Raw genomic sequence first — 14,473 nt, 5'->3', positions numbered from 1 at the left:
CTATTGTTTATCAAAATACATGATGGCTTCAGCTACGGTAAAAAACGATCCTAACACAACTAGGTTATCCGCTGTTGTCTCTTGTTCCGAAAAGTCAGTCGCTGATTTAATCGTATTGAAAGCAGATTCAAACGTAGCAAACTGCTCTGCGCTCATTCCTTTAGATTGAAGCATTTCTTTCAATTCGGCAGATGAAATGGCTCTATCAATCGGTAAATCAATGCACAACCAATGACTGATGACGTCTTTGAGCTCATCGATGACACCATCAATGTCTTTATCCGACATAGCGCCAAACACAGCCACATTGTTCTGACCAGGTGCTGTCTTCTTTTTGAGTTGTCGAGCCAAATGCTTCGCCGATTCAGGGTTATGAGCAACATCCAACCACCCTTCCACACCCTGATGATTGAACGGTTCCATCCTGCCACGGATAAACGCATGTTCAATGGCCCAGTTGATACGTTCTGCTGTCAATAACCAACCGAGTTGCGACAACCCCATGATGCAGGTTGCGACATTCTGCACCGGAAAACTCGGATGAATCAGACCTTCAAAAGATTGCCCATTCGAGCAATCATCACCACAAGCTTGCCATTGCCAATGAGAGTCCGAAGCGATCAGCTGATAATCACGACCCGCCTGATAAAACTGCGCCCCAATGTCGCTTGCGTAATCACCTACCGATTGAGGTTTACCTTCCGCACCAAACACGGCAGGTTTATGCGCACGAAATATTCCTGCTTTTTCTCGCCCAATGGCTTCAATATCGTGCCCTAGCCAGGCTTCGTGATCCACAGAAATCGAAGTAACCAGCGCCAAATCCGGATCAATGATGTTTACCGCATCCAAACGACCGCCTAATCCGACTTCCAAAATCACCACATCCAACATGGCCTGTTTGAACAACCACATCGCGGCCAAGGTAGTGAACTCAAAATAAGTCAGCGATGTATCACCACGAGCGAGTTCAATTACTTCAAATGCAGAAAGTAATTGTTGATCAGATACCTCTTGTCCGTTAACCCTAACTCGTTCATTAAATCGAATAAGGTGAGGTGAGGTGTACAAACCAACCTTCTTGTCGATGCCTTGCGAGTAGGCCTCAAGAAAGGCACAGCTGGTACCTTTACCGTTTGTGCCAGCAACAGTAATGACCTGATCGGCCAAAGGCTCCAACTGCAACTTATCAGAGACTTGTTTGATACGATCTAAACCAAGATCAATTTCGGTGGGATGCATGCTCTCCATATAAGAGAGCCAGTCATTTAAAGATTTCCGTTGAGTCATACAGAACGTTCTGAAGGAGTTTTCATATGCCAGGTTAAATTAGCTAATAACCGGGATAGCTTAGTGCGTAATTGTTTTCGGTGAATAATCATATCGACGGTGCCGTGCTCCAACAGAAACTCACTTCGCTGGAAACCTTCAGGGAGTTTTTCTCGAACCGTTTGCTCAATCACTCTAGGGCCAGCAAAACCAACCAGTGCATTTGGCTCAGCAACATTAATATCGCCCAACATCGCTAAACTCGCCGAAACGCCACCAAATACAGGATCAGTCATCACAGATACAAAAGGAATGCCTTTACGTTTTAATCGCTCCAAAGCCGCTGACGTTTTGGCCATCTGCATCAAAGAGATTAATGCTTCCTGCATTCTTGCCCCACCACTGGCTGAAAAACAAATAAATGGAATTTGATTTTCTAGCGCAACTTTTACCGCTCGAACAAATTTCTCACCAACAACCGAACCCATGGAGCCACCCATGAAGTTGAATTCAAAGGCAGCCACAACAACCGCTTGACCTTCCAGTTTGCCATGAAAGGTCACTAAGGCATCGTTTTCGCCGGTATCTTTCTGCGCAGCACTGAGTCGATCTTTGTAGCGTTTTGAATCTTTGAACTTGAGTCGATCTTCCGGTTGAACATCAGCAGCCAATTCAACTCTATCTTCCGCATCCAGAAAAAGCTCTACACGACGACGTGCCGTAACCCGCATATGATGATCACATTTCGGACACACATCATCGTTCTTTTCCAACTCGGGACGATACAAGATAGCATCACACTTTGGACACTTCTTCCAAAGCCCTTCAGGTACACTCGCTCTGCGCTGTGATTCAGAGCGAACGATAGAAGGAACGATTTTATCTAGCCAGCTGCTCATCTAGCTTACCTGCTACTATTTAGACGTTATTTTCAAGACCAGACTTTACTCAATACTATTGCGCCGAGTCCATTGCTGTACGCATGTCTCGAATAATAGTAGACAAACGTTGGCAAGTTTCCTCTGTAGAAGCCCCTTGCTCTGCGCCTTCTGCAATAGTATTCACCAGTACAGAGCCTACAATCACGCCATCCGCAACAGCCGCAACCTGAGCCGCAGTTTCACCGTCTTTGATACCGAAACCAACACCAACCGGTAAATTCGTTTGTTTTTGAATGGCAGCGACCTTCTCAGCTACTTCTTTGGTATCTAATGCAGATGAGCCAGTAACACCTTTCACTGATACATAATAAACGTAGCCTGAGCCTTGCTCACAAATCAGCTTAGTGCGCTGTTCAGACGTCGTTGGAGCCAACAAGAAAATACTGTCTAGCTCATGCTTTTCAAACAAAGGCTTAACCAAATTCGCTTCTTCTGGTGGGAGATCAACCAGAAGCACCCCATCAACACCCGCCGTAGCGGCCGCTTCTGAAAACGCTTCATAACCCATCACTTCGACCGGGTTTAAATACCCCATCAGAACAACCGGCGTCTCTTGGTTTGTTTCGCGGAACTGTTTAACACAGGCCAGAACATCTTTAAGACTGGTGTTATGAGCTAATGCTCGCTCACATGCCAACTGAATCGCCGGGCCGTCGGCCATCGGGTCAGAGAATGGAACGCCAAGCTCGATAATGTCCGCACCTGCTTCCACCAAGCTATGCATCATAGGAACAGTTGCATCCAAGCTTGGGTCACCTGCCGTAATATAAGGAATCAATGCTTTCTTGCCTGACACCTTAAGCTTGTCAAAATAAGATCTTACTCTGCTCATTAACTTTGAAACCTTTTCTTATACAGCTCAGCATAAACGCATTAGGACACAACAGAACTGGCTGTACTTGTTGATACAAGAAGCTCTGACTGAGTCAGAGCTTTCTCATTAAACAAACGTACTTTCTTAAACAGAAATACCATCGATTTGAGCAATGGTGTGGATATCTTTATCTCCACGACCAGACAAGTTCACTACGATCATCTGTTCTGGAGACATAGTTTTCGCCAGTTTTTCGGCATAAGCTAACGCATGGCTTGATTCAAGAGCCGGCATAATACCTTCCACACGAGTTAACTTACGGAACGCCGCCAACGCTTCATCATCGGTTACCGCAACATAGTTCGCTCGACCAATGTCTTTAAGATAACTATGCTCAGGGCCAACGCCAGGGTAATCCAAGCCTGCAGACACTGAATGTGTCCCAAGAATTTGACCGTTTTCATCTTCCATCAGATAAGTACGATTGCCGTGTAATACACCAGGCTTACCTGCAGACAAAGGAGCAGCATGCTCCCCCGTTTCCAGACCATGACCACCGGCTTCTACGCCATACATTGCAACGTCTTTATCTTCGATGAACGGATGGAATAAACCAATCGCATTGGAGCCGCCACCCACACAGGCGACAAGTGCATCAGGCAATTTACCTGCTTGCTCTAAACTCTGACGGCGCGCTTCACGTCCAATAACCGAGTTAAAGTCACGAACTAACATTGGGTAGGGATGAGGCCCAGCAGCGGTTCCAATGATGTAGAAGGTCGAATCAACATTCGTCACCCAGTCACGCATGGCTTCATTCATTGCATCTTTAAGCGTACGAGTTCCTGCTTCTACAGGTAATACTTCCGCCCCTAATAACTTCATGCGATAAACATTCAGTGCTTGACGCTGAACATCTTCGGCACCCATAAAAACTTTACACTCAAGGCCTAAACGAGCCGCCACGGTTGCCGTTGCCACACCATGCTGGCCAGCACCGGTTTCAGCAATAACTCTCGGCTTACCCATATATTTCGCTAGAAGCGCCTGCCCGATGGTGTTATTAACTTTGTGGGCACCAGTGTGATTAAGATCTTCACGTTTAAGATAAATCTGTGCACCACCGATTTCTTTCGACCATCGTTCAGCGTGATAAAGAGGTGAAGGACGTCCTACATAGTGAGCCAGATCTTTATCAAACTCAGCTTGGAAGTCAGGATCGTTCTTTAGACGATTGTACAGTTCTGTAAGCTCGTCTAAAGCACTCATTAAGGTTTCAGATACAAAACGACCACCGTAAACACCAAAGTGACCATTCTCATCAGGTAACTGCGCCGCTTGCGCTTTATCTGTCATTTCAACACCTCATTTACAAATGCGATCATCTTTTCATTCGATTTGATCGCCTTCTCAGCCTCAACACCGCCACTGACATCAACAGCATAAGGCCTTACTTGCTCTATCGCTGATGCAACGTTTGATGGTTCCAAACCACCAGCAAGAATTATAGGTTTAGTAAGGTCATCAGGAATCAATGACCAATTAAAGGTTTCACCTGTACCACCAGGCACACCCGCTTTATACGTATCCAATAACAAAGCGGATGCCTCTTGATAGTCTTTTACACAATCATAAAGATTCGTTGATGCTTGTACACGAATTGCTTTGTACCAAGAGGTTTCAAATTGATTGCAGAACTCTGGAGACTCATCACCATGGAATTGAAGACAAGTTAATCCTACGTAATCCACCGCCTTTGTGACAAACTCAGCGTCTGGATTAACAAACAACCCCACGACACTCACATAAGGAGGTAAAGAAGAGACGATTTCTCTGGCTTGCTCTAAACTGACATGTCTAGGACTTGGAGGATAAAAAACCAGTCCAATTGCATCGCAGCCAGCAGTCACTGCGTTTAAAGCATCTTCTGAACGGGTAATCCCACAGATCTTAACTCTTGTTCTCGCCACTTTCGTTCCAATCAAATAAATGAGAAATACTACCAGAAAGCAGCTATGAGCTACAGACTAAAGATTGCATCTTAAAGCATTTAGAAAGGTTTTATTTATTCAAATAAATGATTTGCTGGCGTCACCAATAAGGGCCCCAAAGAGCGACTGCCTTTAGGCAAACCATACCCATCATCATAATCCACATCGACAAAATACAACCCATGAGGAGGGGCTGTGACACTGGCTTGAGTTCTATCCTTTGCAGCCAACACATTCTTCACCCATTCGATAGGCTTACGGCCATCGCCAACCTCACATAAAACGCCAGCAATGTTCCTTATCATGTGATGCAAAAAAGCATTTGCCTTGACATCTATCACCACCAAATCGCCGATCCTACGTACCATTAGATGATGGATATTTCGCATCGGCGTATGAGACTGACATTCTTTAGCTCGAAACGAGGTAAAGTCATTCTCACCCAAGAGCGCTTGTCCTGCATCATGCATTGCCTGAGCATCTAGCGGTGAGAAGTGCCAAGTTACCGCGTTACGATGTATCACAGGCATAGTGGAGCTGTTATCAATCACATAGCGATATCGTCGGGCTGTCGCCGAAAAGCGAGCATGAAAAGTATCATCAACACGCGTTACCCACTTAACCCCAATTTGATCCGGCAGCTGTGAATTAACTCCACGAACCCAGGAATTGTCATTTCTAACGACAGGACTATCAAAGTGAACCACCTGATGCGTTGCATGAACACCAGCATCAGTGCGTCCCGCACAGACGACTTCGATAGGCAGATTGGCTATTCGACTTAAGGCTTTTTCTAATTCTTCTTGAATGGAAGGCTTGGCGGATGGCTGACGTTGCCACCCTTTAAAACCATGCCCAAAATATTCGATGCCAAGCGCGATGCGCTCGACAATAGGATGCTCTGACAACTGACTCACCGTACAACTAAGTTAACAACACCGAATATCTTCGGTGAAATACTGAACGGGTTATGATAACCCATTCAGCAGTTCAGTTGCTTCGGTTTTTTGATCTTCATTACCTTCGACGATCACTTCTTCCAAGATGTCTTTTGCTCCGTCGACATCCCCCATATCTACATACGCACGAGCAAGATCCAGCTTAGTGGCCACTTCATCAGTCCCCACATAGAAGTCCAACTCTTCCTCGTTCAAATCGGCTTTAACCAGATCATCCGCAGAACTTTCCCCAGTTATCTCTACCTCTTCAGCTTCAGCTGAATCCTCTACATCAGGAACATCCGCACCATTCTGGTTCAGTGACAACTCATCCAGAGAAAGCTCATCAACAACTTCACCTTCTACTTCAGCCACATCAAGTGATTCATCAAGCGTTAAATCACCAAGGTCTTCCGATACCGTTTCAGCAGCTTCCACAGCATCAACCGAAGACGCTAATGACATATCGTCCGCCATGTCAGTAAGCTCAGTCGACCCATCCAGAGAAATCTCTTCTTCCGGAAGATCAAACTCAGACTCTTGAAGTTCTGTATCAGCACCTTCAACAGCTGTCTCATCTAAAGCTGTTTCTGATACATCAAGGGCACTCACCTCAGTTTCTGAAGCAGAGGCAAGTTCAGCATCCAAATCAACTTCGTCCGCAGAATCAACACCTAGCGACTTAGCAAGATCTTCCAAATCAGAGTCCATATCTAAATCAGCAGTTTCTGCCGTGTTATCAATACCTGATGCCTCATCAGAAACTGACTCTACGGCATCCATATCAATGGATAACTCATCAGTCTCGGTAGAAGCTGTAGCCTCAATGACATTATCCTCTACCGCAGGCACATCAAGCTCAAACTCGTCCGCACTTTCTTCCAGATCAAGAGATGAATCCAACGAAAGCTCAGCCGATTCCGCTTCCAGATCAGCTGACACACCTAGACCGGCCAACTCATCACTGTCTTTCTCTGCAGACTCTAAATCACTCTCGAAGCCAGACATCTCAAGATCATCTAAACTTTCAAGGCCTGAATCTACATTATCAACAACCGACTCTGAAACTTCGGTATCGTCAAGATCAATATTCAGAGAGAACTCATCTCCTGACGACAGATCCTTTTCTGTTTCGGTAGGCGACTCTTCAGCTAAACCAAGTTCTTCATCCAGATTAAATTCCAAATCACCCAGATCATCACTTTCACCCGAAAGCGAACTCATACCTGCCGACTCAGAATCACCGCTCAAATCAGAAGCCAGTTCAGACTCAAGGTCTTCCAGCGAGTAACTAAAATCATCATTCGCATCATCAGAATCTGAAGATAAATCAAACTCGCTAGCACCATCTGCAACCAAGCTTTCACCACTATCGAAGGCATTAACTGTCGGTGAATCACCACCAATTGAGCCTGGCAGCTTCTGCTCCAAAACATTAATTTGCCCCAGCACATCATCAGCACCGAGATTAATAATTTCCTGTTTCTGACGCTCAAAACCTTGGGTATCTTGCATTTCTGCATACACTTCAAGCATCTTCAGGCGCAAGTCAATACGACTAGGCTCGCTATTAATCGCTTCATCAAGCAAATTGGTTGCGTTATCAAATTGGCCGTAGGCAATATAGCTGTCCGCACGCGCGACAACATCATCAACCTCAAGATTGTCATCACCATCCAGTGAAACCTGACCAAAGCCTTTGGACTCTAGATCTAAATCATCTAACTCCTGATCAATCGCATTCAATTCTTCATCAGCAATGTCAGAGGACGTTTTACCTGCAACGGTATCTTGATCTACAACATCAGCCAGTTCATTTTCACGCTGATAACTTCTGCGAGACATCATGAAGAGTAAAATCACGAACAACAGAGCGCCAGCACCAATGGCAGCTAACCACACAGGATTACCAAGGATTTTATCTAACAAGCCTTGCTGTGGCTGTTGCATCGGAGCAACCGGATCATCCAGTTTAATAACCGGCTTATTGTCAACCGCTTCAGGAGAGGTACTAGCAATCGACTCTTCGACCGGATCAGTTGAAGCCATGTCGGACATACCATCCGCCATTTCAGTCATATCCGAGACTGCATCTTCAGCCGAAGCCACCTCATCAGTCATTCCATCATCAGTTGCTGGCATATCCTCTGATGGAGTCATCAGTTCTTCAGATGCCATGTCCTCAGACATACCATCGCCTGGCATTGCAGCGGCCGGCATATCTGAAGCATCTTGTTCCACCTCGTCCTGACCTGCCATATCACCCATTTCTGTCATTTGGTCAGAGGCGGCCATCTGTAACTCAGCCATTTGAGTATCTTTCAAAGTCACCAGGCGCGACAACTTGGACATACGCTCTTCAAGAGCTTCTATACGAGCAGAGAGTTTTTCATTTTCACGATTTGCTTTGTCAAGATTCTCTTGAGTAATAGCTAATTCATTCTGAATGGTTTCCAGCTCTGCCCCTTCACCACTCTGATCACCACTTGCAGCACCGATAGCCGCACTAGCCTCTTCAGAACGAACTATTTTTAATCGGGCTTCCTCCGGCTTCATGGTAGTAGACTGCAAAGAGTGATCAACACCACTCAACTGAACCTGACCCGTTTGCTCTGGATGAATAGACTGTTGGTAGCGTTTGTTGTGTGCAGCAACTTCCTGAACCGCAGAACCCTGCGTCCAGCCTTGAATTTGATCTAATGTCGGAACACGAAGAACCGAGCCTTTCTTGATTTTATTGATATTGCCAGCAACGAAAGCATTTGGATTCAACTCACGAATCGCCATCATAGTTTGCTGAACAGTAACCGAACGATCTGGCCGAACTTCGATAGCAATATTCCAAAGAGTATCCGATGCACTTACAGGACCGAAGGTGCCATTTGATACCCTGGAATCACTTTGACTTACAGGAGTCACAACCGCTCGACTATGCTTGGCCTCAACTACTTGTTTCTCAGCGTCCATCATAGGCTTTGTAGAAGCCTTAGTTTGAGGAGTGACAACAATCGCAGGCGCGGTATCTTCATAAACAGGGGGATCAAGCAGAACGGTATACTCACGAAGTACTCGACCATTAGGCCAATTAACCTCGACCAAGAAGTTAAGGAAAGGTTCTTGTATTGTTTGCTTAGTAGTAAGAAGTAAAGAACCGTCGCCCTTGCCTGATAATTCAACATCAAAATCGATATTACTTAAAAAGAAGAAGCGCTCTACACCAGCTCGATTAAACTCTTCTTCTGAAGCCAGTGAAGGTAAAATTTCTTCCTCAGCCAGTTCGCGTGTTTGAAGCAGCTTAATCTCGGCCTGCAAAGGTTGATTTAACGACGACTTAAGTGAGATATCTCCAAGTCCTAATCCCAATGCAAATGGAGAACTAAGTGCGCCTGCTGCAACTAATGCAGAGGTGAGTTTACGAAGCTTCATGCGTCGATCCTTTGTTGTTATTTACTCGCATCATACTTTGAATAGTCAGAACCTGCCGCTAATCAAAGTAATCCAACATCTTCTGGATGCGTTAACTTTACGATTTTATCTAACCAGTTTAGACGTTTTTGGCCGGATGATGGCTATTATTCATTAATTGAAAAAGTATCGAACATAAATACTGATTTATCAACAGGTTGTCTTATTGAATTGTCAAACGACATCAAAAAGCAGACATAAAAAAGCCGGATACTGAATGCATCCGGCTTTATTGTGATACAGCTCACAGAATTAGGAGAACCACCTAACCCTTATTTGTCGAGTAAGATTCTCAACATGCGACGTAACGGCTCTGCCGCACCCCAAAGTAACTGATCACCAACAGTGAAGGCTGAGATATACTCTGGCCCCATTGATAACTTACGAATACGACCAACAGGAATGCTCAAGGTACCCGTTACTTTTGCAGGCGTTAACTCTTCCATGGTCACGTCACGATCATTTGGAATCACTTTCACCCAACCGTTATGCGCAGCAAGAATTGACTCAATTTCTTCTACCGGAAGATCTTTCTTCAACTTGATGGTCAATGCCTGACTGTGACAACGCATCGCACCAACGCGAACACAAATACCATCAATTGGCGTCGCATTATCAGACGTACCCAAGATCTTGTTGGTTTCGACTTCTGCTTTCCACTCTTCACGGCTTTGGCCAGATTCAAGCTGAGAATCGATGTAAGGAATCAGGCTACCCGCCAAAGGCACACCGAATTGATCCGTTGGGTAATCACTGCTACGGATAAACTCTGAAGTATTTTTGTCGATTTCAAGAATTGCAGAAGCAGGATCATCAAGAAGATCCTTAACGTTGTCACGAACTGCGCCCATTTGAGAGATCAATTCACGCATGTGCTTGGCACCAGAACCAGAAGCGGCCTGATAAGTCATCGGGCTAACCCACTCCACCAAATCTTTCTCGAACAGACCACCGATCGCCATCAACATCAAGCTAACAGTGCAGTTACCACCAACGTAGTTTTTAACACCTTGAGCTAATGCATCTTTAATCACATGCTGGTTCACAGGATCAAGGACAATAACCGCATCATCTGCCATGCGCAGCGAAGATGCAGCATCAATCCAGTAGCCATCCCAACCACTTTCACGCAACTTAGGGAAAACAGCTTTAGTATAGTCACCACCCTGACAGGTAATAATCACATCCATCGTGCTTAGAATACTAATATCGGTCGCGTCTTGTAGTGTTTTCTCTGCAGGGGTAATACCACCAATAATTGGTGCATCTTGACCGGCTTGAGAGGTGGTAAAAAACACAGGCTTGATCAGATCGAAATCTTTCTCTTCCTGCATACGCTGCATTAACACGGAACCAACCATGCCACGCCAACCTACTAGACCTACTTTCACTTTAGTATTCCTCTAACTTTGGATAGCAAAAACTTTACGAGCTACAACCTTTTGTTATTGCTCGAAACTGTTTCTGTGACTCGTTAAATTCGAAGTACGAACTCTTCGAAGATTATACTGAATCTTTGTATTAGATTCAGGATATAAATCAAACTATTTAAATGAACGGCTCAAAAGAAGAGCTTTATCGCCGTTCCTTATCGATCAATTAAGATAAAGCAGCTACTACCGCTTCACCCATCTCTTCGGTAGACACTTTCTTCATACCGTCAGAAAAAATGTCTGCAGTACGCAAACCTTGATCAAGCACTTTACTTACGGCCTCTTCAATCGCATCCGCAGCTGCTACTTCATTCAAGGAATAACGAAGCATCATCGCAGCAGACAAGATAGTCGCTAATGGGTTAGCAATGCCTTGACCAGCGATATCTGGTGCAGAACCATGACATGGTTCGTACATGCCTTTATTGTCTTTATCCAAAGACGCAGATGGCAACATACCAATTGAACCGGTTAGCATCGCAGCCGCATCAGACAAAATATCACCAAACATGTTACCGGTAACCATCACATCAAACTGCTTAGGTGCACGAACTAACTGCATTGCTGCGTTATCTACGTACATATGAGACAGTTCAACATCAGGGTACTCTTTGCCCACCTCTTCCAGAATTTCACGCCACAGCACAGTTACTTCAAGAACGTTTGCTTTATCTACTGAACACAGCTTTTTGTTACGCTTCCGAGCAGATTCGAACGCAACTTTCGCGATACGACGAATTTCAGATTCTGAATAAACGTAAGTGTTGTAACCTTCACGCTCACCGTTTTCCAACGTACGAATACCACGAGGCTTACCGAAGTAAATACCACCGGTTAATTCACGAACGATCAGAATATCTAAACCAGAAACAATCTCTGGCTTCAAAGAAGAGGCATCAGCAAGTTGCGGATAAAGAATGGCCGGACGAAGATTACCGAACAATTCCAAACCAGAGCGAAGCCCCAACAAGCCTTTCTCTGGGCGCAGTTCACGATCTTCCAGGTTATCCCACTTAGGGCCACCTACTGCTCCAAGTAGAATCGCATCCGAGGCTTTCGCCTTAGTCATCGTCTCTTCAGGCAGTGGCGTACCATGCACATCATACGCAGAACCACCAACAAGCCCTTCTTCCAACGTCAGGCCAAGATCGAACTTATTATTAACTACATTTAGAACTTTAACCGCTTCAGCAACGATCTCTGGACCAATACCGTCACCCGGCAAAATCAATACATTCTTAGACATATTCTTTCACTATTTCCTTTCTGACTGAGTTTTAAATAACACAAACCCAGTGATTAGATGGATCAATTTGTATTGATCCACCGTCGAAAAATTCAAACTTTATTTAACCACATCAAACAACCACGGTTGAGAGGCACGACGCTTCTCTTCATAAGCTCGGATGTCATCCGCATCCTGAAGCGTCAAACCGATATCGTCCAAACCATTAATCAAACAATGCTTACGGAATGGATCTACCTCGAAAGCAATCTCTTCACCACTTGGTTTGATTACTTTTTGGTTTTCCAAATCAACCGTTAGTTGATAGCCCTCATTAGCGTCTACTTCTTTGAATAACTGATCAACAATAGCTTCATCCAAAATGATCGGTAACAAGCCATTTTTAAACGAGTTATTAAAGAAAATATCCGCATAGCTCGGGGCAATAATCGCTCTGAAACCATAATCTTCTAGCGCCCATGGTGCGTGCTCACGACTCGAACCACAACCAAAGTTCTCTCGCGCTAAAAGTACGGATGCACCTTGGTAACGAGGCTGATTCAATACAAAATCAGGGTTTAATGGACGACCACTGTTATCCGCATCCGGCTTACCTTCATCCAGATAACGCAATTCATCAAACAAGTTAGGTCCAAAACCACTACGCTTAATGGACTTCAAAAACTGCTTTGGAATGATCATGTCCGTATCGATATTGGCACGATCCATTGGCGCTGCGATGCCTTGATGCACTGTAAACTTTTTCATAACAAATTCTCCTTCAGCACCTTAAGCGTTTTCATTCATGAATGCATTAACGTCAACAAAGTGGCCTGCAATCGCCGCAGCCGCAGCCATTGCGGGGCTAACAAGATGTGTACGCCCACCATAGCCCTGACGACCTTCAAAGTTACGATTTGAAGTTGAAGCACAATGTTCACCGTTACCTAACTTATCAGCATTCATTGCCAAGCACATTGAACAACCTGGCTCACGCCACTCAAGACCTGCGTCAGTGAATACTTTATCCAAGCCTTCTTCTTCCGCTTGCTTCTTCACCAAACCAGATCCCGGAACAACCAAGGCTTGTTTCAATGTAGAAGCAACCTGCTTACCTTTAACCACTTCGGCGGCGGCACGAAGATCTTCAATACGGGAGTTCGTACAAGAACCAATGAATACGCGATCCAACTGGATGTCTGTAATTTTCTGGCCCGCATCCAAGCCCATGTAAACCAAGGCACGCTCAATGGCTGAGCGCTTAACTGGATCAGATTCAGATTCCGGAGTAGGCACAGTATCGTCAATAGACACGACTTGCTCCGGAGAAGTACCCCACGTTACCTGCGGCTTAATGTCTTCTGCTTTAATCTCAACAACCTGATCAAACACTGCATCTTCGTCAGACACTAACGTCTTCCAATACTCAACCGCTTGATCCCACTGCTCACCTTTTGGTGCGTAGGCACGACCTTTCACGTAGTCCGCAGTGATCTCATCGAAAGCAACCATACCCACACGAGCACCCGCTTCAATCGCCATGTTACACATGGTCATACGACCTTCCATGCTCATAGAACGAATGGCACTGCCACCAAATTCCATTGCACAACCATTACCACCAGCGGTACCGATCACACCAATTACATGCAGAACAACGTCTTTACCAGTAATCCCTTTACCAAGTTCACCCTCCACCTTGATCAGCAAATTTTTCATCTTGCGCTGAATCAAGCACTGAGTCGCCATCACATGCTCAACTTCTGACGTACCGATACCATGTGCTAATGCTGCAAAGGCACCGTGCGTTGCTGTGTGTGAATCACCACATACAACCGTCATACCTGGAAGGGTGGCGCCCTGCTCAGGACCTACCACGTGTACGATCCCCTGACGAATATCCTGCATTTTGAATTCAACGATACCGAATTCATCGCAGTTCTCATCTAACGTCTTCACCTGAATTTTAGAGACCGGATCAACAATGCCTTCAATACCCACTTCACGCTCGTTGAATGTTGTTGGTACGTTATGATCCGGAGTCGCCAGATTGGCATCCAAACGCCATGGCTTACGACCAGCCAAACGCAAACCTTCAAAAGCCTGTGGAGAAGTCACTTCATGAAGAAGCTGGCGATCAATATAAATTAGCGCAGTGCCATCTTCGCGCTCTTTAACAACGTGGGATTCCCACAACTTGTCGTACAGAGTTTTACCCGCCATTTTATTCTCCTCATCACTAAATAATCTGGCTTAATTCTTTACTCAGGGCCTTACTTCGAGGCGCTCCAATCTTATGGAATGCATACTAATCCCTCACAAAAATAAAATAAATTCATATTTTTTATAGATGAGATAAAATTAAGTTATACAACTACAATTAAACTCAGATAAATT

Annotated in this window: 11 protein-coding genes; all 11 read right to left on the bottom strand. The window is 45.1% G+C overall.

All coding sequences use genetic code 11. The annotated features are described in order from the left end of the window. The 11 genes from folC to leuC all read right to left on the bottom strand — a co-directional run bounded on the left by folC (nt 1) and on the right by leuC (nt 14,299). Nucleotides 1–1,290, bottom strand: a complete 1,290-nt coding sequence (folC, locus tag ACFOEK_RS01720; protein ID WP_386715220.1) for a bifunctional tetrahydrofolate synthase/dihydrofolate synthase — start codon at nt 1,288–1,290, stop codon at nt 1–3. Then, nucleotides 1,287–2,168 carry an acetyl-CoA carboxylase, carboxyltransferase subunit beta gene (gene accD, locus ACFOEK_RS01715; RefSeq protein WP_386715217.1) on the bottom strand — a complete coding sequence of 294 codons (882 nt, stop codon included), beginning with the start codon at nt 2,166–2,168 and terminating at the stop codon, nt 1,287–1,289. Before accD ends, folC begins: the two co-directional genes overlap by 4 nt. 55 nt (nt 2,169–2,223) lie before the next feature. Next, entirely contained in the window at nt 2,224–3,042 is an 819-nt protein-coding gene (gene trpA / locus ACFOEK_RS01710; RefSeq protein WP_386715214.1) for a tryptophan synthase subunit alpha, read from the bottom strand. Between the two features lie 126 nt (nt 3,043–3,168). Beyond that, nucleotides 3,169–4,380 (bottom strand): tryptophan synthase subunit beta, encoded by a 1,212-nt coding sequence (gene trpB, locus ACFOEK_RS01705; RefSeq protein WP_386715211.1) that lies wholly within the window; start codon nt 4,378–4,380, stop codon nt 3,169–3,171. Continuing rightward, the gene (locus ACFOEK_RS01700; protein WP_386715208.1) at nt 4,377–4,994 is read right to left on the bottom strand and encodes a phosphoribosylanthranilate isomerase; all 618 of its coding nucleotides are present in this window, start codon (nt 4,992–4,994) and stop codon (nt 4,377–4,379) included. Before ACFOEK_RS01700 ends, trpB begins: the two co-directional genes overlap by 4 nt. A gap of 95 nt (nt 4,995–5,089) precedes the next feature. Then, nucleotides 5,090–5,932, bottom strand: coding sequence for a tRNA pseudouridine(38-40) synthase TruA (truA, locus tag ACFOEK_RS01695; RefSeq protein ID WP_386715205.1), 843 nt, complete (start codon nt 5,930–5,932; stop codon nt 5,090–5,092). 51 nt (nt 5,933–5,983) lie between these two features. Beyond that, nucleotides 5,984–9,379: a FimV/HubP family polar landmark protein gene (locus ACFOEK_RS01690; RefSeq protein ID WP_386715202.1), complete on the bottom strand. Its 3,396-nt coding sequence runs from the start codon at nt 9,377–9,379 to the stop codon at nt 5,984–5,986. A gap of 311 nt (nt 9,380–9,690) precedes the next feature. Beyond that, nucleotides 9,691–10,809 (bottom strand): aspartate-semialdehyde dehydrogenase, encoded by a 1,119-nt coding sequence (asd, locus tag ACFOEK_RS01685; protein WP_386715199.1) that lies wholly within the window; start codon nt 10,807–10,809, stop codon nt 9,691–9,693. Between the two features lie 208 nt (nt 10,810–11,017). Beyond that, on the bottom strand, nt 11,018–12,097 hold the full coding sequence (gene leuB, locus ACFOEK_RS01680; RefSeq protein ID WP_386715196.1) for a 3-isopropylmalate dehydrogenase: 1,080 nt from the start codon (nt 12,095–12,097) through the stop codon (nt 11,018–11,020). A 99-nt stretch (nt 12,098–12,196) separates the two neighbouring features. Continuing rightward, complete coding sequence (gene leuD / locus ACFOEK_RS01675) at nt 12,197–12,844, bottom strand: 3-isopropylmalate dehydratase small subunit (protein WP_386715193.1); 648 nt, start codon at nt 12,842–12,844, stop codon at nt 12,197–12,199. A 21-nt stretch (nt 12,845–12,865) separates the two neighbouring features. Then, nucleotides 12,866–14,299, bottom strand: coding sequence for a 3-isopropylmalate dehydratase large subunit (leuC, locus tag ACFOEK_RS01670; protein ID WP_386715190.1), 1,434 nt, complete (start codon nt 14,297–14,299; stop codon nt 12,866–12,868). Between the last annotated feature and the right edge of the window lie 174 nt (nt 14,300–14,473).

This window comes from Litoribrevibacter euphylliae (assembly GCF_042646085.1).
In the GTDB taxonomy this organism is placed as follows: domain Bacteria; phylum Pseudomonadota; class Gammaproteobacteria; order Pseudomonadales; family Litoribrevibacteraceae; genus Litoribrevibacter; species Litoribrevibacter euphylliae.
The sequence above is the reverse complement of the archived record's forward strand: the minus strand, read 5'-3'. Positions and strand labels throughout refer to the sequence as shown.